At 55.4% G+C, this 19,716-nt stretch carries 18 protein-coding genes; 10 read left to right on the top strand and 8 right to left on the bottom strand.

The window, feature by feature from the left end; all coding sequences use genetic code 11:
- Nucleotides 1-25: 25 nt before the first annotated feature.
- Together purN and purM are read right to left on the bottom strand one after the other, a co-directional pair.
- Complete coding sequence (gene purN, locus AUQ42_RS06205) at nucleotides 26-700, bottom strand: phosphoribosylglycinamide formyltransferase (protein ID WP_068518214.1); 675 nt, start codon at nucleotides 698-700, stop codon at nucleotides 26-28.
- On the bottom strand, nucleotides 688-1,761 hold the full coding sequence (gene purM / locus AUQ42_RS06200; protein WP_068518213.1) for a phosphoribosylformylglycinamidine cyclo-ligase: 1,074 nt from the start codon (nucleotides 1,759-1,761) through the stop codon (nucleotides 688-690). Before purM ends, purN begins: the two co-directional genes overlap by 13 nt.
- A gap of 363 nt (nucleotides 1,762-2,124) precedes the next feature.
- Between purM and AUQ42_RS06195 the strand changes: the two genes are divergently transcribed.
- The 7 genes from AUQ42_RS06195 (at nucleotide 2,125) to rnd (ending at nucleotide 9,262) form a co-directional block, all read left to right on the top strand.
- Nucleotides 2,125-3,249 (top strand): DUF2066 domain-containing protein, encoded by a 1,125-nt coding sequence (locus tag AUQ42_RS06195; RefSeq protein ID WP_228195827.1) that lies wholly within the window; start codon nucleotides 2,125-2,127, stop codon nucleotides 3,247-3,249.
- A 138-nt stretch (nucleotides 3,250-3,387) separates the two neighbouring features.
- On the top strand, nucleotides 3,388-4,485 hold the full coding sequence (locus tag AUQ42_RS06190; protein ID WP_068518211.1) for an AI-2E family transporter: 1,098 nt from the start codon (nucleotides 3,388-3,390) through the stop codon (nucleotides 4,483-4,485).
- A gap of 7 nt (nucleotides 4,486-4,492) precedes the next feature.
- A complete protein-coding gene (locus tag AUQ42_RS06185) occupies nucleotides 4,493-5,281 on the top strand; it encodes a DnaA ATPase domain-containing protein (protein ID WP_348656550.1) in 789 nt (262 codons plus the stop codon).
- Nucleotides 5,282-5,364: 83 nt separating this feature from the next.
- A complete protein-coding gene (locus AUQ42_RS06180) occupies nucleotides 5,365-5,865 on the top strand; it encodes a RimK/LysX family protein (protein ID WP_068518210.1) in 501 nt (166 codons plus the stop codon).
- A 136-nt stretch (nucleotides 5,866-6,001) separates the two neighbouring features.
- Nucleotides 6,002-6,907, top strand: a complete 906-nt coding sequence (rimK, locus tag AUQ42_RS06175; RefSeq protein ID WP_068518209.1) for a 30S ribosomal protein S6--L-glutamate ligase — start codon at nucleotides 6,002-6,004, stop codon at nucleotides 6,905-6,907.
- Between the two features lie 4 nt (nucleotides 6,908-6,911).
- On the top strand, nucleotides 6,912-8,000 hold the full coding sequence (locus tag AUQ42_RS06170; protein WP_082817758.1) for a succinylglutamate desuccinylase/aspartoacylase family protein: 1,089 nt from the start codon (nucleotides 6,912-6,914) through the stop codon (nucleotides 7,998-8,000).
- 98 nt (nucleotides 8,001-8,098) lie between these two features.
- Nucleotides 8,099-9,262, top strand: a complete 1,164-nt coding sequence (gene rnd, locus AUQ42_RS06165; RefSeq protein WP_068518208.1) for a ribonuclease D — start codon at nucleotides 8,099-8,101, stop codon at nucleotides 9,260-9,262.
- Nucleotides 9,263-9,345: 83 nt separating this feature from the next.
- On the opposite strand, the gene AUQ42_RS06160 is transcribed toward rnd, so the two are convergent.
- Nucleotides 9,346-9,924, bottom strand: coding sequence for a TetR/AcrR family transcriptional regulator (locus AUQ42_RS06160; protein ID WP_068518299.1), 579 nt, complete (start codon nucleotides 9,922-9,924; stop codon nucleotides 9,346-9,348).
- Between the two features lie 173 nt (nucleotides 9,925-10,097).
- Between AUQ42_RS06160 and AUQ42_RS06155 the strand changes: the two genes are divergently transcribed.
- Together AUQ42_RS06155 and AUQ42_RS06150 are read left to right on the top strand one after the other, a co-directional pair.
- Nucleotides 10,098-10,646, top strand: coding sequence for a carboxymuconolactone decarboxylase family protein (locus AUQ42_RS06155; RefSeq protein WP_068518207.1), 549 nt, complete (start codon nucleotides 10,098-10,100; stop codon nucleotides 10,644-10,646).
- A gap of 106 nt (nucleotides 10,647-10,752) precedes the next feature.
- A complete protein-coding gene (locus AUQ42_RS06150; RefSeq protein ID WP_068518206.1) occupies nucleotides 10,753-11,217 on the top strand; it encodes a nuclear transport factor 2 family protein in 465 nt (154 codons plus the stop codon).
- A 388-nt stretch (nucleotides 11,218-11,605) separates the two neighbouring features.
- Here AUQ42_RS06150 and AUQ42_RS06145 read toward each other — a convergent pair whose 3' ends face one another.
- Nucleotides 11,606-12,472, bottom strand: coding sequence for an SDR family oxidoreductase (locus AUQ42_RS06145; RefSeq protein WP_068518205.1), 867 nt, complete (start codon nucleotides 12,470-12,472; stop codon nucleotides 11,606-11,608).
- 100 nt (nucleotides 12,473-12,572) lie between these two features.
- On the opposite strand from AUQ42_RS06145, the gene AUQ42_RS06140 reads away from it, so the two are divergent.
- Nucleotides 12,573-13,487: a LysR family transcriptional regulator gene (locus AUQ42_RS06140; protein ID WP_068518204.1), complete on the top strand. Its 915-nt coding sequence runs from the start codon at nucleotides 12,573-12,575 to the stop codon at nucleotides 13,485-13,487.
- 18 nt (nucleotides 13,488-13,505) lie between these two features.
- Here AUQ42_RS06140 and AUQ42_RS06135 read toward each other — a convergent pair whose 3' ends face one another.
- The 4 genes from AUQ42_RS06135 to AUQ42_RS06120 form a co-directional block, all read right to left on the bottom strand.
- The gene (locus tag AUQ42_RS06135; RefSeq protein ID WP_068518203.1) at nucleotides 13,506-14,399 is read right to left on the bottom strand and encodes a glycosyltransferase family 2 protein; all 894 of its coding nucleotides are present in this window, start codon (nucleotides 14,397-14,399) and stop codon (nucleotides 13,506-13,508) included.
- 102 nt (nucleotides 14,400-14,501) lie between these two features.
- Complete coding sequence (locus tag AUQ42_RS06130; RefSeq protein WP_068518202.1) at nucleotides 14,502-15,788, bottom strand: DUF1835 domain-containing protein; 1,287 nt, start codon at nucleotides 15,786-15,788, stop codon at nucleotides 14,502-14,504.
- Between the two features lie 156 nt (nucleotides 15,789-15,944).
- Nucleotides 15,945-17,423, bottom strand: coding sequence for a Ppx/GppA family phosphatase (locus tag AUQ42_RS06125; protein ID WP_068518201.1), 1,479 nt, complete (start codon nucleotides 17,421-17,423; stop codon nucleotides 15,945-15,947).
- A 45-nt stretch (nucleotides 17,424-17,468) separates the two neighbouring features.
- Nucleotides 17,469-19,616: an RNA degradosome polyphosphate kinase gene (locus AUQ42_RS06120; protein ID WP_068518200.1), complete on the bottom strand. Its 2,148-nt coding sequence runs from the start codon at nucleotides 19,614-19,616 to the stop codon at nucleotides 17,469-17,471.
- Nucleotides 19,617-19,716: the final 100 nt, after the last annotated feature.

Here is a 19,716-nt window from a genome sequence, read left to right as displayed (position 1 = left end):
TGCGTAATCTGCGCCAAAGGTTCTTTCAAGCCGGTTCAATCGCCGGATTGATTTCCGCAAACTCGGCAGGTTTGGCATCGGCAACCGTTACGATGCCCTTGTCATCAACCGAAACGCGGCCTTCGGCGATCCAGCGGATGACCTGCGGATAGATGCGGTGTTCCTGTTTGAGGATACGCTGGGCCAGCTTACCTGCATCATCCCCCGGAAGGACCGGGACAACGGCCTGGGCAATGATCGGGCCGCTATCGACTTCGGGGACGACATAATGCACGGTGCAACCGGCAAATTTGACCCCGGCATCCAGGGCAGCCTGATGCACATGCAGGCCCTTGAAGCTTGGCAGAAGCGACGGGTGAATATTGATCAGCCTGTCTTTCCAGCGGGTGACAAAGCTTTCACTGACCAGTCGCAGGTAGCCTGCCAGAACCACAAGATCCGCACCGCTTTCTTCGATCAGGGCACTGACGGCGGTGTCATAGGCTTCGCGTCCGCCCGGATAGCCTTTGTGCGAGATGGCCTCGGACCGGATATCGGCCTTGCGCCCGCGTTCCAGCCCGCCTGCATCAAGCTGGTTTGAGAAAACCAGAACGATTTCGGCCGGGTAGTCGGGCGTATTGCAGGCATCAATGATGGCTTGCAGGTTGGACCCGCCGCCTGAGACCAGAACGGCGAGTTTCAATTTGCTTACTTTTCCCATGCAGGGCCCATGTTCTTGATGACGACCTGCGGGCCATCACCGGCGCGCGGGCCGATAACACCGATCTGACTGACGGTTTCACCATGTTCACGCAGCAATGCTTCGGCCGCATCCGCCTTGTCAGCCGGAACCACGACGCACATGCCAATGCCACAGTTAAAGGTCCGCGCCATTTCGACGGCGGGAATGCCGCCCTCGGCTGCGAGCCATTTGAAGATCGGCAGGAATTCCCAGGTGCTGGCATCAAAGACAGCGGTCAGGTTTTCGGGAAGAACACGCGGAACGTTTTCGGTCAGGCCGCCACCGGTAATGTGGGCAAGGGCCTTGACCATCCCGGCCTTGTGCGCTGCCAGGCAGCTTTTGACATAAATTTTGGTCGGTTCAAGCAGGGCCTCGCCAACGGTTTTGCCCGGTGCGAACGGGGCTTCGTCGGAATAGCCAAGGCCTGCCTTGTCGACAACCTTGCGGACCAGCGAATAACCGTTGGAATGAACACCGCTTGATGCCAGACCAAGGATCACGTCGCCTTCGGCAACGTTGCTGCCATCAAGAAGTTCGCCACGTTCGGCAGCCCCGACGGCAAAACCGGCAAGGTCATATTCGCCATCCGAATACATGCCCGGCATTTCGGCGGTTTCCCCGCCAATCAGCGCACAGCCAGCCTGTTTGCAGCCCTCGGCAATGCCGGCAACCACATCGGCGGCATTGTCGACCGACAGTTTGCCGGTTGCAAAGTAATCGAGGAACAGAAGCGGCTCGGCACCCTGAACGACCAGGTCATTGACGCTCATGGCGACCAGATCGATGCCAACCGTGTCATGTTTGTCGGCGAGGAAGGCGACCTTAAGCTTGGTGCCGACACCATCGGTGCAGGAAACCAGAACCGGATCGTTGTAGCCGGCCGCTTTGAGGTCAAAAAGGGCACCAAAACCGCCAAGCCCGCCGGAAACACCGGACCGCGAGGTTGCTTTTGCAAGCGGTTTGATTCGATCGACAAGGGCATTTCCGGCATCAATATCGACACCGGAGTCCTTATAGGTAAGGCCTTTGGAGGCGGTCATTTTGGTGATCCTTGGCTTCGCGCATGCATGAAAAAACAGCGGGGCAACCCGCGTTTTTCATCAATACGTACCGACTTCCAAGCGACGTTCACTGGGCATTTGCGGGCCGGGCCGCAGCAAATATGCTGCTGTTTGACCAATCCGCCTTACTGACGCCTTTAATCAGTTGCAGGAATGTCCGCCAGTCCTACTGATAAAAAACGCGGGCTTGATAATTTCCGCTGGGGCGAAAATACTCAAACGCGGACAATATGCAATGATCACCTGCGCATGACAGAGTTTTCTTTCCAGAATGCGTGCAACATGCCACAAGGGCGATTGCAAAATAATTCGACAAGACACGATTAGGGCAACGAGGCATACGTGCTTACTTCATTGAAAAACATCAAGATGTTGGCTGGCGCTGTTACGGTTTCTGCGCTGATGGCTTTTCCGGCTTTTGCGCAGGACATTTTCACCGTGACCGGTGTTCACGTTGATGAAAGTGCGGAAACAGCCGCCGCCGCCCGTGAAAAGGCACTCGAGATCGGCCAGCGCAAGGCATTCGAAGAAGTGATTGCGCGTTTGACCCTGCCGGAAGATCGCGCCGGATTGCAGATGCCGGCGGGCTCGGAAATTACCAATATGGTGCGCGATTTCGGGGTGTCGAATGAAAAGACGTCATCGGTTCGCTATATCGCGGACATGACCGTGCGGTTCAAGGATGACGAGTTGCGGCGCTTTTTGCGGTTCCGCGACATTTCCTTTGCCGAACTGCAATCCAAGCCGGTGATGATTGTGCCGGTTTACCGGACATCGGGCTATGTCACCTTGTGGGATGATCCCAACCCGTGGCGCGATGTCTGGGCACGCAATGTTGCCACATCCGGTCTGGTGCCGATCAAGGCACCGATTGGTGATCTGACCGATATCGGGACCGTTTCCGCCGAACAGGCCGAAAACGGATCAATGGAACGTCTGGCGGCATTGGCCAAACGTTATGGTGCGGATGTTGCCGTTGTCGCCAGTGCCGATGTCAGTGGGGCGACGGGGGCGGAAACCGTTGATGTGACGGTTACCCGCTATGATCCCAATAGCGGCCCGCAGGTATTTGGTGTTCAGGAAAACACGCTGCCTGACGAGACGCTTAATGAAACGCTGGTCCGTGCGGCCAAGGCGGTTCAGGATCAGCTTGCCGATGGCTGGAAACGGGCCAACCTGATCAATTACAGCACGGGCGGCAGTCTGATGGTGTTTATTCCGATTACCGGGCTTCAGGACTGGGCCAAGATCGAAGACAAACTGATCGGTCTTCCGGTGGTGCGCAATTCGCGCGTTGTCGCGATGTCGCGCCGTGAAGTGCAACTGTCACTCGACTTTGTCGGGTCAACCAGTCAGCTTCAGACAGCACTTAACCAGCAGAACCTGAACCTGACGCGGATGGGTGAATTGTGGTTCATCCAGCCGACCGGATCGGACCGCTTGCAGGGCTTGTCGATCGGCGGCTAGGTCATAAACCCGTGACACCGGCCAGTCCGCGATAATGACTGTCTGCGAATTGGCGGTCCGCGATATTGATCGTCAGTGGCCGGTTCGGGCGTCTTATCGGCGTCCTTCGGGAGTCTGGCAACAAAGGGGAACCCGGACATGACATTACGGCAACAGGCACGTTTCTGGCTTATTTTCATTGTCGGATTCTTCTTTCTGGTGTGGCTGTTTTCAAGCATCCTTTTGCCGTTTGTTGCCGGGATGGCGATTGCCTATTTCCTGGATCCGCTGGCAGACAAGCTTGAGGCGCGCGGTGCCAGCCGCACGGTCGCGACCAGCATCATCACGGTGCTGTTTTTCCTGGTTTTCATTCTGGTGCTGTTGCTGATTGTTCCGATGATCGGAAGCCAGCTTGCCGGGTTCCTTGAACGGTTGCCGGGCTATGTCGATGCGTTGCGCACCAATGTTGCGCCCTACCTTCAGCATGTGCTGGACCGGGTGGCCCCCGAGACCCTGCAAAGTGTGTCTGATGCGGTCAAGGGACAAAGTGCCAATGCGCTGAAATGGATCGGCAATGTGCTGACCAATGTGCTGTCGGGCGGGCTGGCGCTTTTGAACTTTATCAGTTTGCTGTTCATCACACCGGTTGTGTCGTTCTATTTGCTGCGGGACTGGGACAAGATTGTTGCCAAGGTCGACAGTTATCTGCCCCGGCATTCCGCCACCGATATCCGCCAGTGCGCGCGTGAAATTGATGACACGCTGGCGGGCTTTGTGCGCGGGCAGGCATCGGTTTGTGTATTGCTGGGACTGTTTTACGGGCTTGGCCTGACGCTGGTCGGGCTTGAATTCGGCTTTGTCATCGGGTTGATGACCGGTCTTGTTTCCTTTGTGCCCTATTTCGGGATGTTCGCCGGGTTTGCGGTTGGCATGGGGGTGGCGATTGCCCAGTTCGGGTTCGGTCTTGATCTTGGTCTGGTGGCGCTGGTGTTCGGGATCGGCCAGATTCTTGAAGGCAATTTCCTGACACCGAAGCTTGTCGGTGACAAGGTCGGGCTGCATGCGGTCTGGGTGATGTTTGCCTTGCTGGCCGGTGGTGCGGTGTTCGGGTTGCTTGGCGTGATGCTGGCCGTTCCGGTGGCTGCGGTGATCGGCGTACTTGTGCGTTACGGTTTAAGGCAGTATCTCAGTAGTCGTTTATATGATCATGGACCGGATCACCCGCGTGGTGATGCGATCGAAGACGGCGAGAATTGAGACCACAGTGACCCCGGCGAAACACAATCCGGCCCATCACACGGACAAACCGGTGCCCGAGGCAGAGCTTACGGCCGAGCGCGACAGTGTCGCGCCCGATGTCGGCCCGCAGCAATTGCCCCTTGCACTTGAATTGCGTCCGGCTTTGGGGCGCGATGATTTCATGGTCGCGCAATGCAACCGCGATGCGGTGGCCTGGATTGATCTGTGGCCGAAATGGCCGGTGCCGGCATTGTGTCTTTATGGGCCCAGGGGCTGTGGCAAAAGCCATCTGGCAGAGGTCTGGCGCGCCCGGTCTGCTGCACTGAGTGTTGCCGCAATCGATCTTGCCGGTTGTGATCCCGACGCGCTGCTGGGCGATGCCAGGGGGCTTGTGATCGAAGATGCCGATGGCGGCATTGATGAAACCGCCTGTTTCCATCTTTATAACATGCTCAAGGAACGGGACGGGCATTTGTTGCTTACTGCGACACAGCCGCCGGCGCGCTGGAATGTCGGGCTGCCCGATCTCAAATCCCGTCTTGGTGCGGCCTTGGTCTGCGAAATTTCCCCGCCCGATGACGATTTGATGGTCGGTCTTCTTCTTAAACTGTTTGCCGATCGGCAAATTCAGGCCGGGCCGCAAACCGTGAGCTATATTTTGCCCCGGATCGAGCGGTCCTTTGTGGCACTGACCGATCTGGTCGCCGCGATTGATCGCCGTGCCCTTGCCGAAAAGCGGGCGGTGACCTTGCCGCTTGTACGCAGTGTGATGGAAGAAATGCAGGTGGCATCGGGAACCGATCGCGCCGACTAATTTCGCCCGCACTGTTAAAATCATAGGCCGATCAGCCTTTTGCAGGCTATATTCAAGGCACTTTCAATTACCGGATTGTGCATGTGAGCCCACAACGACTTAAAGCAAAACCGTCATTCAAATCCCATACCGATGCCCTGGTGGCGGGGGGGCATGTTCTTGGCTGGCGTGAATGGATCGGACTTCCTGATCTTGACGTTCCGCTGATCAAGGCCAAGGTTGATACAGGGGCGCGGACATCGTCGCTTCATGCACTTAATCCCAAACAGGTAACCCGGGACGGACAGGATTACGTCCAGTTCGTGTTGCCCCATTATCGCGGAGACGGGCATGGACGCATTCAATGCCTGGCCCCGCTGGTCGAGCTTCGCGAGATTCGTTCTTCGAACGGAAATGCCGAAGAACGGTTCATTGTATCGACCCATATCGTTGTCGGGCATCACAGATTGAAAGTTGAAGTGTCGCTCGCCAACCGGTCAATCATGGGGTTTCCCATGCTTTTGGGGCGTACAGCGATGAAGGCAGGAAGATTTTTGGTGCAACCATCGAAATCTTATCTTGCAGGGAAGCCCGAACAGAGTTAGATGCGCAGAAGAACGATCATGTGGCGGAACAAATTCCCGACAGGATCGTTTTTTCTTTCTGACAATATTCCAAGACCGGGCATGCGACATCTGATCGTCTGCACGGCCATTGTGACCGACCACGGGAGTTCATTTTATGAAAATCGCGATGCTTGCGCGTAACCCAAATCTTTACTCCCACAAACGGTTGGTCGAGGCTGCCGAAGCGCGTGGGCACGAGATTGAAATCATCAACACCTTGCGGGTGACGATGAACATTACCTCGCTCAAGCCGGAAATCTATTACGGCGGCAAGAAACTTCTGGGCTATGACGCGGTCATTCCGCGTATCGGTGTGTCGGTGACGTCATTCGGTCTGGCGGTATTGCGCCAGTTCGAAATGATGGGGGTTTATCCACTTAATGAGTCGGTTGCGATCGGTCGTTCGCGCGACAAGTTGCGGTCGCTTCAGATTCTGTCGCGTCGCGGTGTCGGCCTTCCGGTGACGGCCTTTGCCCATGATCCGAAGAAAACCGACGAGGTTTTGCAGATCGTGGGTGGCGCGCCCGTGGTGATCAAGCTTCTGGAAGGAACCCAGGGCATTGGTGTGGTTCTGGGTGAGACCGAGAAATCCGCCAAATCGGTCATCGAGGCATTCCGTGGCGCCAGCGTTGATATCATGGTTCAGGAATTCATCAAGGAAGCCGGCAATACCGACATCCGCTGTTTCGTGATCGGCGGCAAGGTCATCGCCAGCATGGAACGCAAAGGTGCCGAAGGCGATTTCCGGTCAAACATCCATCGCGGTGGATCGGCCCGTTCGGTCCGTATTACCCCCCAGGAACGTGCAACGGCAGTTGAAGCCGCCAAGGCAATGGGGCTAAATGTTTGTGGTGTCGATATTTTGCGCTCCAACCACGGGCCGGTTGTGATGGAAGTCAATTCATCGCCGGGGCTTGAAGGCATCGAAGGCGCAACCGGCAAGGATATCGCCGGGATGATTATCGAATTCCTTGAAAAAGATTACCGTCCGGGAAAAGTCCGGACCAAAGGCAAAGGATAACGGCATGAGCGAAACCGGATCGACCAAGGGAAAAGAAAAAACTCCCAAGGCCCCCAAAACACCTGATTTTGAAATTGGCGGGAAAAAGGTTGCTCCGGGGACGCGCAAGATTGTCGATATTCCGATCTCGCTTCTGTCCAACCACACGCCGGTCAATCTGACCGTCAATGTCGTGCATGGCAAACGGCCGGGGCCGGTTCTGTTTGTCAGCGGGGCTGTGCATGGTGACGAGATTGTCGGGGTCGAAGTGATCCGCCGTGTCTTGAAATCCCCGGCATTGAAGGGGATGCGCGGCACGTTGCTTGCCGTGCCGCTGGTCAATGCGTTCGGCTTTTTGAACCACACCCGTTATCTGCCCGACCGTCGCGATCTTAACCGTAGTTTCCCGGGCCATGCGCGCGGATCGCTTGCCGCGCAGCTGGCGCATCTTTTTCTGCACGAAATTGTCGAACGGTCCGATTTCGGGATTGATTTGCATTCGGCCGCGGTTAACCGCGTTAACTTGCCCCAGATCAGGGTCAATGAAGACGACCCGGAGATCATGGAATATGCCGAGGCCTTTGGCGCGCCGATCATTCTGACCAGTCCGCTGCGTGAAGGATCACTGCGCCAGGCCGCGCGCGAAATCGGGGTGCCGATCCTGCTTTATGAAGCAGGCGAGGGACTTCGTTTTGATGAAATGTCGATCCGGGCTGGTGTGTCAGGTGTGCTGCGTGTGATGCGCAAACTTGGCATGACATCGGAACGCACCGTGCGAACACCGCGCGTGCCATCGTTCAAATCGTCCAACAGTCACTGGCTGCGTGCGCCGGTTGGCGGGATTTTGCGGACCTTCAAGCTGGCAGGTGAATTCGTGCATGCCGGTGATGTTGTCGCCGCGGTGGCCGATCCGTTCGGGCAAACCGACGAAGAAGTTCTGGCGCGCGAGGATGGCCTGATTATCGGGAGGACCAATTTGCCGATCGTCAATCAGGGCGATGCGCTGTTTCATGTCGCATCAATCAAACGTCCGGCAGAAGTCCAGGAACGCATGGACGCCATCGAAACCCACCTGCAATCCGATCCGCTGCTTGATGAAGATGAAATCATCTAGGGCGGGGCTTTTGGCGATCAGCCATTCCGTCAATGCGGTGGTCTGACCTGCGTCTAAGCCACTGGCGAATTGTTCCGGGCAATGTTATAGCAATCGACATGGAACCTATTACAACTACAGAAGAACTGCGAAGCTTGTGCGATAGCTTGCGCAAGTTCGATTACGTTACAGTCGATACCGAATTCATGCGGGACTCGACATATTGGCCGCAACTGTGTCTTGTGCAGCTTGCGAGTCCGGAACATTCGGACAACGGTGCGGCGGTTGACCCGCTTGCCGAAGGCATTGACCTGTCGCCGCTGTTTGAGCTGATGCAGGATGAAAGCGTGATCAAGGTGTTTCACGCGGCCCGTCAGGATATCGAAATTTTCGTACATTTGTCGGGCAAGGTGCCCCATCCGGTGTTTGATACCCAGGTGGCGGCCATGGTGCTTGGCTATGGTGACCAGGTCGGATACGAGACACTGGTCAACAAGGTCGCGCGCAAAAGCATCGACAAATCCATGCGGTTCACCGACTGGTCACGTCGTCCGTTATCTTCGAAACAGATCAATTATGCGCTTTCGGATGTGACGCATCTGCGCGTGATCTATGAAGATTTCCACGAACGGCTTGAGGCCAATGGCCGGGCGGTCTGGCTTTTCGAAGAAATGGAACGTCTGACCGATCCGTCGATCTATTCGATTGATCCGGCGGATGCCTGGTTGCGTCTCAAGACCCGGTCAAACAGCCCGAAGTTTCTGGCCGTTGCCCGCGCGCTTGGCGAATGGCGCGAGACAGAGGCCCAGCGCAAGAACCTGCCGCGCAATCGCATTTTGCGTGATGACACGCTGCTTGATATCGCCGCGCGTCAGCCAATGACCGAAGCCGATCTGGACAAGACCCGCGGTGTTGGCCGCAATTTCGGAAGCTCCAAGCCCGGTCAGGCAATCATCGAAGCAATCAAGGCAGCTTTGGCCTTGCCACAGGATCAGTGGCCCAAACCAAAGCAGCGCATTGAATTGCCAGCCGGCATCGGCCCGACGGTCGAGCTTCTCAAGGTGTTGCTCAAGCTATGCGCCGAGGAAAAGGGCGTGGCCCAGCGATTGGTGGCATCCGGCGATGATTTGCAAAATATTGCCGCAGACGACAATGCCGATGTTCCGGCCATGCATGGTTGGCGTCGCGAATTGTTCGGGCAGTATGCCTTGCGTCTCAAACACGGTCAGCTTGGACTCAAGCTGAAAAACGGTGAAGTCGTTCTGGTCGATCTTGACGCCTGACGACTTACGCATTGCCGATCAAAAAGACGGAGCCGGATGGCTCCGTTTTTTGTTGGCCGCACGGATCAAGGCAACAGGCTGCCTTATGCCGGTATGGTCGCATCCAGAAGGTCGGTGGCAATTGATTTGGCAATCTGGGCCGCATCAGACAGGCCGCGCACCTGAGCGGTTACAATCGCCCCTTCCTTAAGCAGGGCAAGCTGTTCGGCAAGTCCGACCGGATCAGTTGCACCCGCCGCGCTGCAAAGTTCGACAAGATAGTCGAGGATCTTTTTCTTGTGATCGGCGGCAATGCGGTGGGCAGGGTGGTCGAGTTTTGAAAATTCGCCCGATGCATTGATAAACGCACAGCCGGCAAAACCGAGTCCCTTGAATGCGCGCCCGGTAAACCAGATTTCAAGCGCATCATACATGGCAAGCAATTTGGCGCGCGGTTCGGACGATGCCTTTTCCATTTCACCGGTCAGCCAGTCCCTGAACTGTTCATCGCGACGTTCAAGGGCGGCAACAATCAGTTCGTCCTTTGATTTGAAATGTTTGTACATCGTCATTTTGGCGACGCCGGACTCGGCAAGAATTTTGTCAATGCCGGTGGCGTTGAAGCCCTGTGTGTAGAACAGGCGCAGCGCCGTATCGATCAGATCGTCGCGTTTTGATCTCAATTTTTTTCTCCAATAGTCAGACCGGTCTGTCTTCTTGTGGCGCGAAGGGCGCAGAAATGCAAGCATTGCACGTTTCAGAACGACCGGTCCAAAAAATATTTGACAGGTAGACAGACCTGTCTGTATATATCGTTCATCAGCTGATGACGCAAAATCTTTTAAGGAGAAAGTCCATGACGCGAATTACGCTTCCTGCATCCATTGATGCCGCACCGGAAAATGCCCAACCGCTTCTTGAAGGCGTGAAAAAACTGCTCGGATCGGTGCCGAACCTGTTTCGTTTGACGGCCAACAGCCCGGCAGCCCTTGAAGGCTATCTTGGCCTCAACGGTGCCTTGGCCAAAGGCGCGCTTGATCCCCAGACCCGTGAACGCATCGCCCTTGCGGTTGCCCAGCTTAATGGCTGTGACTATTGCCTGTCGGCGCATACCTATCTTGGCAAGAACCTTGCGAAACTTGACGATGCGGAAATTGCCGCCAATCGCAACGGGGCGTCGACCGACCCGAAGGCCAATGCCGCCGTGCGCTTTGCCGTGGCACTGGTTCATAACCGTGGCCAGGTTTCCGCTGCTGATGTTTCGGCTGTCAAGGAAGCCGGGTTTAGCGAGGCCGAACTGGTCGAGATCGTGGCACATGTCGCGCTGAATACCCTGACCAATTACCTGAACGAGGCGTTCGATACGCCGATTGATTTCCCGGTCGTGACGGCATCTGCCGCCTAAGGGCAGGCCTGCTTCCGGCAAAGCCCCGGTCGGTGGTCCCCCCTCCGCATATCGCTCCGAACCGACCGGGGTTCCTTTTTCAAACCAGCACCAAAGGACAAGATCGATGTCACGGCCGCCGCTTCCTCCCTTTAATATCGAGACCGCCAAACAGAAAGTCCGCCTGGCGGAAGACGGCTGGAACAGCCGTGATCCGCAAAAGGTTTCCCCGGCCTACACGCCAGACAGCCAGTGGCGAAACCGTTCGGAAATGTTTGCCGGTCGCGAAAACATTGTCGCTTTTCTGACCCGTAAATGGGCCAGGGAGATGGAATACCGCCTGATCAAGGAGCTGTGGGCGTTTCATGAAAACCGGATCGCCGTGCGCTTTGCCTATGAATATCGCGATGACAGCGGCAACTGGTTCCGTGCCTATGGCAACGAGAATTGGGAATTTGATGAAGATGGCCTGATGCGTCATCGCGTTGCATCGATCAATGACAAACCGATCACGGAACAGGAACGATTGTTCCATTGGCCGCAAGGACGCCGTCCCGATGATCATCCCGGATTGTCCGATCTTGGGCTTTGACGCCTGACCGCCATGTTCCGTATCGCGACGCGGACAGGAAATTCCGGCGGAAAACATTCGTCTCCCGGCAGGCAAGATGGCACGTCCCCGGTGCTGTCTTGTCTGTCACCCCCGCCAGCAAAGGACCCTGAACATGATTGTCAAATATGTTGTCTTTTCGATCACATCGACCGCCGTGCTTTTCGTTTCGACGTTGCTGAGTTTTGCACCGTAAAGCAGGAAGACGAGATCACCGGAATTGCCCCTTGTTCCGATGCCTCCCTGAAACTTGCCGGGCCCCGTTTGGGGTCCGTTTTTTTTTGGCGCTGATCTGTTGTGCATGTTGGAAATAAGAACAGCCGCCCGGAATGCGGGGCGGCTGTTTTTTGTTCGGGGCAGGGCGGGGGCTTCAGGCCGCAAGCGCCTTGCGAATGAAACCTTCGACAGATTGCGGCTTGCGGTCAACCAGCGTTTCGAAATCATCACTGACGGTTTCGTAATCGCCCTTTTTCGCGCCGACATAAAGACCTGCAAGGGCTTCGACCAGATGGCCCGGAAGGCCGATGCTGTTAAGGATCCCGACGTGGACGTCACCCGGCAGGTCGGCAAAGGTAATGTCCTTGCCAGTCGCCTTGGCAATGTAGCTGGCAATTTCGGTATGGGTCACGGCTTTCGCACCGGTCAGATCATAGGTCGCATTGATGTGGTTTTTGGGATTGGCAAGAACCACTGCGGCGACCTCGGCCAAATCATTGCGCGGGATATAGGTGATTTTGGCATCGCCCGCCGGTGCGCCATAAGCCCCGGTTTCAAGTGCATGGGGAACACCGGCAAGCAGAAGGTCGGCATAGAAACTGTTGCGCAGGAAGGTGTAATTCAGGCCGCTTTCCTTGATGTAATTTTCGGTATCAAGGTGAATGGCGGAATAGGTGAAATCGGCATCAGCGCGCGGGTCAATGATACTGGTGTAAACCAGATGTCTGACGCCCGCGGCCTTGGCGGCATCAACCGCTGTGCGGTGCTGGGCAATGCGGGTTGCATTGTCGGCTTCTGCTGAAATGATCAGGGCGGTTTCGATGTCCTTGAAGGCAGTGGTCATCAGGGCAAGGTCATCAAAATCACCATGCCGAACATCAACGCCAAGTGATGCAAGATTTTCGGCCTTGGCCGGGGTGCGGACACTTACCGCAATTTCGCTGGCCGGAAGGCGATCAAGCAGGTGTTTCACAACGAGGGTGCCGAGCTGGCCGGTTGCGCCGGTAATCAGTGTTTTCATTTCAATTCTCCAGTTTGGGGCAGGCATCGCCTGTTCATGACGGAGAATGTGATCTTTAAAACCTATAGGGTCAATTCGATGGGTATGATAATAAGTATGCATGAATGTCGATGAATTTGATCTTGATTATCGGTTGTTGCGTTTGTTCCTGACCATCTATGACGAAGGATCGGTGACGGCTGCGGCACATCGCCTTGGTGTTGGCCAGCCCACCGTCAGTCACGGGCTTGACCGGTTGCGCCAGATTATCGGCGATCCGCTTTTTGTACGGTCGGGGCGTTCGGTTGCGCCAACCGCGCATGCCGATGAAATCGCGCCGCAGATCCGGGCTTTGCTACAAGGGATGCGGGATCTGACCAGGGTTGTGACGTTTGACCCGGATGACCCGTCTCACGGCGCGCATTTTACGATTGGGTGTAATGACTATGAAGTCAGCGTCGTCTTGCCGGCATTGATGCAACGATTGCAGTCCTGCAAGGCAGATATTCGCCTCAAGGTCTTGTCGATCAGCGGCGAGGATCATTTTGTCGGCTTGCTGCGCAGTGGCAAGATTGACCATGCCATCAGCATCCAGTCGGCGGGCAAGCATGCCGATATCGCAATGCAGGCGCTGTTTCGTGAACAGATGCGCTGCTTTTACGATCCGGCATTTCATGACGCAGCACCCGATACCCTTGATCGGTACTGTGCGGCCGATCATGCGCGTGTGATCATCGGGGCGAATGATGTGTCGGCGATTGACGATTTGCTGCGTGCAGTTGGCCGCACCCGCCGTACAGCGTTGCAAGTTTCAACCTTTGCCAGCATTCCAAACCTGATCCGCGGCACCAAGGTCATCGCGACCTTGCCGTCGCGATTGGCGGAAAACGTGATGGGAGGCTTTGCGACCTGTGACTTTCCGCTGGAATTTCCCGAATATGGTTTCGCCCAATACTGGCACGTCCGGAACGCCGCAAACGCAGCCCATAAATGGCTGCGCAGCGAGATTTTCAGGATTGCAAAGCTGTTAACTTGAATGACCTTGCAGCAGGTTCTAATCAAATTGTTCGTGAGTAATTTTTGTTGCACGGCAACCAAATATCGAACTTACCGTTCCGCAGAACCGGGCGAGGTCCCGCCAGCTTTTCTTTCGGTTTCCGATCAAAATATATGCAATAGCTCGTAGGCCGAATTTGGCTCCAAGTTTTGACCCGATACAAAGTGCAGCTAATTGACCTTTGTATTTGCGTTCGAAATAGACACGTGACCAAGCAAAGTGCCAAAATTTACGCCAATAATAAGCACGGTTTGGACGCACCGAGCCGCCGTTAAGATGGGTAACCACCGAAGTTGGTACCAGAACCACATTATAGCCAGCTGCACGCAGACGCAGACAAAGGTCGTCGTCTTCGAAATACAAATAGATGTTTGGATCGAAATAGCCGATTTTTCGTGCCGCCGTTTTGCGAATTAGATTGACGGCACCGGAAAGAAACTCGACACAAATCGGACCTTCGGCGATCTGTGTGAATTTTGGTCTTTTCGTGTTGTTGCGGTGCCAGATATCTACGTTATAGCTAAGCTCAATCTTTTGGTTGTCGTCAAGGTGGATCGGCCCAAACATGCCAGCATCCGGGTAGGTGTCTGCTGCCTGTTCAAGAGCAGATATTGCTTCCTTGCTTACAAGTGAGTCCGGGTTTGCAATCAGAGCAAATTCTGTCGCAACTTTTTTAAGGCCACGGCTCGCCGCATTGCCGTAACCAAGGCCGATTTCGTTGTAGATGATTTGTGCATCAGGACGGAGTTCACTTGCTAACTCGAGAGTGTTATCCGTCGAGGCATTATCGATAATAATCAGTGGGAGTTCTTTGGGAATTGTGCTGAGAAAATTCCGAAAAACCAAGCCGCTGTTATAGGTGACTGTGACGATTGTCGTTCTTGGTTGCATTAAAGATTCTAACTTGGATTTTGTGAGAAACGTCAGAGAATTTATGGGATTTTGATGCGATTTACTAGTACTGAGACCAAGTAAGTAACGAAGGCACTATAATCATGGTCCGAATAGTCTATAGGGCCTCACTTCGATCCCGCCGACCCAGCGGGTGGTGGTGAAATTGTCGAGGAAGTTTTGGTTGCCTGCCAATGTGTCTGAGCCAGTAGCGGTTATGGTCAGGATGCGGGTTGGCCAGTGCTGGTCCGGATTGTCAGACAGGGTAAATAGCGGCGATTTGCAGTGCATCATGGTCTGGATTTCTGACCAGAACATCAGGTCAGCCAGATAGGGGAGCGGATCGTAGCTTCGCATGAGATGGGCATAGATTTTGCCAACCGGAAGCGGGCCGTGATCGCGTGCGATCTGAAGGACAAGTTTCTGGGTCAGGCCAAGCCCAGATTGCGGGTCCGGCAATTCGGCGATATGGCGTTCAAGGGCCGGGATCAGATGGGGCAGGGCGCTGGTTCCGGTTTGGATGAATTTTTCCAGTGCGTCGGGCGTTGCGGAGCGAATGGCCTTCCATGCCGTGCGACCGGTTTCAAGCATGGCGTCAGTCACCGCTACCCGATGATTTTCCCAGCACCAGATCAGCAGTTCCGGGGACAATTGCCCAAGACCGATAAAACGCTCCACACCGGGGATTGCACCGACCGATATCAATTCGATCCTTGTCGCGGGTCGTGCGGTGGCGATGAAGTCCATCAGGAAGGCCAGAATAAGCTGGTCGTAGCCGTCATGTTCGAACCATAAAACCACATGATCATATTGATCCAGGCGGTTCAGCGCAGCATATTCGCGTTTGCTTCTGGCCAATGCATCCTTTGGGGTGATGTGATAACCGCTTGCGATGAAATTGGCGCGAACAGAAATGAATTCATCAAGCGGCAGATCCGGCACCGGCCCCTGACAGAACGGATCGGCAAATTCCAGAAAATCACCGACAAAGCCGGCAATGCCAAGTCCGTTCCGGATGTCTGATCCGCAACGCAGATGCAGGGTGCGTTTGGTATCAAGCACGGGTGGATTTCCGCTGGAAATCTGACGGTTCTGTTCGGTGATGCGGTCGATATGGTTTTTCAGTTTGGGCCAACTGGCAAAGCCGTTTTCCCGTGCAATCACCAACTGGGCGTCAGCAAGCCGGATATCGGCAAATCCCGCAGCCCCGATCGGATGATTTGCATCGACAAAGCGTTGTTGCGCGGTTTGGTTCCCGGCACGCAGGGCGCGCAAAAGATCCTTGGCGCGTTTTCGTTGCTGTTCAAGGTTCAGGCGCCCGTCAAAGAAGATACGGTTTGGGCGCGAAGATTTGGCTTTGTCGGATTTCGTTGTGCGTGATGCAGACATACGATTCCCCTGATCATAACGCCTGTGTCCGCCAGACAGGCAAGGAAACCGTGTGTTTCATATGTGTTAAACCGGGCGCAGCCCTTTCCGCGGACGGGGTGCTTGGAAGCATCCCCAACATAGCGGCTTTCGGTGCGAAAGCAAACCGTTCCTGATTTACACCAGACGGACTTCACTTTCGCGGTTCATGAGCTTGGCCAGTTTGGAAAGCCTTTGTTCGACCACTTCGCCGTAAAGTGCGGCGACCTGCTTGTCGAATTCGAGGATCAATTTATCGGCTTCGAGGACGAGACGGGTTTTGGGCAATATCCCCTCAACCCCGCCTGAAAGCGTGTGGCCAAGACGGATGGCATGACCAAACAGTCGACCGGTCAGGCGGTCATCCTCGTCAAGGATGCGTTCGCTTGACTCATCACCCTTGAAGTTGCCGGTATAGCGCGACCCGATGGTATAGGCGAGAAACACCCGGTCATGGTGATTGAGATCAAGATAGGGGTGGCGCAAAATCCGGTTATAGCTTTGGATGGCCCGGTAGTCGGGGTGCTCGTTCCATCCGATATCGCCGATAATGCAGGCCGCCAGACGCAGCCGTTCGATATTGACCGGAAGTGCGGTAAAGATCGGGGCGCACCAGTGGGCAAGTTCTTCGCCATGCTGGTGGAAGCGTTCGCCGTCTTCGGCGAAGCTCAGACAGGCATCAAGTACCGGATCGCGCTGACGCAAGTCTTCGGGCAGGACTTCATACATCCAGCCTTCGCGCAATCCGTGTCCGGAAAAGACCACTTCGCTTGGGCGCATGCGGGCCATCAACATATTCATGACAAGGGCGGCATGGGGCAGGCTGTCGATACGGCGTTTTGAAACACCGCCAACCTTTTCAAGCGAGATGCGACTTTGCTGGGAAATGATATGGGTCAGTTCATCCATTTCCGAACGCGGCATTGCCAGGTTATGGACAACCGAAATCGGATAGTTTTCCTGCGCAATGAACAGTTTTGCGATCGAGCGCCATGACCCGCCAACCGCAAAAAGTTGCTGCCCGGCGGCCTCTGCCAGCCAGTCGACACTGTCGAGATGGCGGGTGATTTCACTGGTCAGGCGGGCGCGATCGGACCCGAATACCGCATGAAGGCGCATTGCCCCCAATGGCAGGCTGACACGTTTTTTGATTTCGCCCTGATCAAGAAGAACCAGTTCGAGCGACCCGCCACCAATATCGCCCATGATGCCGGTCGCAACCGGATCGCCGGAAATAATGCCAAGTGCCGAAAGCCTTGCTTCTTCAAGGCCGTCAATCACCTTGACGGTCAATCCGGTTTCGTTGGCGATGCGATCGCAAAACAGCTGACCGTCACTGGCCGCACGGACCGCCGCGGTCGCAAGCACATCGACATGGGTAACTTTCATCGCCCGCAGAAGCGTTGCAAACCGGTGCATGGCGACCACGGCAAGCTCGACCCCTTCGGGATTGAGCTTGCCGGTATCTTCCGGATCACGCCCCAGTCCGCACATGACTTTCTCGTTGAAAATCGGGATCGGGGCACGCGTCATGCCGTCGAAAATCACAAGGCGCACAGAGTTGGAGCCAACATCAATGATCGCGATGCGGTTGGAAGCCCGTTGGTCAGTTAGCATACTGTTGGTGGCACCTGTTGGTCGTGTGTCTGCATTTTGACGGCATCAGTCATCAAGTTGCAGAACGGGGACATTCGGGTCCTCTTCATTCAGGGCGCTGCCGCGACCTGACAGGGACGGGTTGGTCATGAAATACTGATGAGATGAAAATGCCTTTTGATCAGCTTCACAACGTTCGTAAGAGCCATCTGGCTGAAGATACCAGGCCTGTGCAGTGTCCTTGAGATTGGCAATCATGATCTGTTCAACAATCTGGCGCTGACAGGTCGGGTTTTCAACCGGAACAAGGGTTTCAACACGGCGGTTCAAATTGCGTGGCATCCAGTCGGCAGAGGATATGAATGCCTTGGCCTTGCGCGACGGAAGTTTGGCCCCGTTGGCAAAGACCACAATGCGCGAATGTTCAAGGAACCGGCCGACAATCGATTTGACGCGAATGTTTTCCGAAAGCCCCGGCACACCCGGGCGCAAACAGCAAATCCCGCGCACCACCAGTTCGACATGAACGCCCGCCTGGCTTGCTCGATAAAGTGCATCGATTACCACCGGATCGACAAGACTGTTCATCTTGGCCCAGATGCCGGACGGCTTGCCGGCCTTGCAGTTTTCGATTTCCTGATCGATGTGGGTCAGAAGGGTCGGGCGCAGGGTATGCGGGGCAATCGCGATTTTTTCCAAAGAACGCGGCGTGGCATAGCCGGTCATGAAATTAAAGATGCTTGCCGCATCACGCCCCAGTGCCGGATCGCACGAGAAGAAGGAAATATCGGTATAGAATTTGGCCGTGATCGGATGATAGTTGCCGGTCCCGAAATGGACATAGGTTTTAAGGCCGTGGGTTTCACGGCGCACAACCAGCGACACCTTGGCGTGGGTTTTCCAGTCAAGGAAGCCATAGACCACCTGACAACCCGCACGTTCAAGGTCGGCCGCCCAGCGCAGGTTGGCTTCTTCGTCAAAGCGGGCTTTGAGTTCGACCATGGCGGTAACGGATTTTCCGGCCTCGGCCGCGGCGATCAGGGCTTTGACGATCGGGCTGTTTTCCGATGTACGGTAAAGCGTCTGTTTGATGGTGACGACATCGGGATCGCGTGCCGCCTGAAGCAGGAACTGCACCACCACGTCGAAATCTTCGAACGGGTGGTGAACCACAAGGTCCTTTTTGCTGATCGCGGCAAAGCAATCGCCACCAAAGTCGCGTACCCGTTCCGGATATCGCGCGGCATAGGGCGCAAACAGCAAATCATGATGCAGATCGGAATCGATCAGCTGCTTGACATCGACAACACCCAAAAGACCATCAACCTTGACGACTTCTTCGAGTGCGACATCAAGTTCGTCGATCACAAAGTCCAGAAGGTCTTCGGGCATGCCGGCATTGACCTTAAGGCGGATGATGCTGCCACGACGGCGGCGTTTAAGCGCGGTTTTGAAAACGCGCACGAGGTCTTCTGCTTCTTCTTCGATCTCGACATCCGAGTCACGGATGACGCGGAAGAAACCATGTTCGATCATATCGAAGCCCGGGAACAGCTTGCCGAGATACAGCAAGATCGCCTGTTCGACCGGAAGATAGCGTTCGGTCCGGCCGGGCAGGCGCAGGAACCGGCCGATCTTTTGCGGGACCGGGATCAGACCGCGCATATTGTGACCATCCGCCGGGTCAAACAGCTGCATCACAATGGCAAAGCCAAGGTTGGGAATGAATGGGAACGGGTGTGACGGGTCAATCGCAAGCGGGGTCAGGGTCGGGAAGATTTCCCGCATGAAATAGCCATCAAGCCATTTGCGATCGGTCTGGGTCAGATCGGACTGATCAATGACCGAGATGCCCTGTTGTTCCATTTCACGGCTGAGCTGACGCCAGATGCGCTGCTGATCCTGCATCAACTGGTTGGCATCAAAGGTAATGGCGCGCAGCTGTTCAGACGGGCTCATGCCATCCTGGCTGACTTTGGTCATGCCGGCACGAAGTTGCCCGACAAGGCCGGCGACGCGCACCATGTAGAATTCATCAAGGTTGCTGGCCGAGATCGACAGAAAGCGCAAACGTTCAAGCAGCGGGTGCCCGCTGTTCTGGGCTTCTTCAAGAACACGATTGTTGAAAGCCAGCCACGAAAGTTCGCGATTGATAAAGCGGCTTTCCGAATCAATGGTGATCGCGCTTGATTGAACTGCAGCGGCGTGAGTCACGCTATGCCTCCTGCGGATTGAGGGAATGTCTTTGAATTTATGCGACAGGTCCCGGTTGCAAATGGAGTATAGGATAACTGTTTGCGCCCGTGCAATTTTC

The organism is Thalassospira sp. MCCC 1A02491, from assembly GCF_001613785.1.
GTDB classification, from domain to species: domain Bacteria; phylum Pseudomonadota; class Alphaproteobacteria; order Rhodospirillales; family Thalassospiraceae; genus Thalassospira; species Thalassospira povalilytica.
This window is presented reverse-complemented; position numbering and strand designations above follow the sequence as displayed.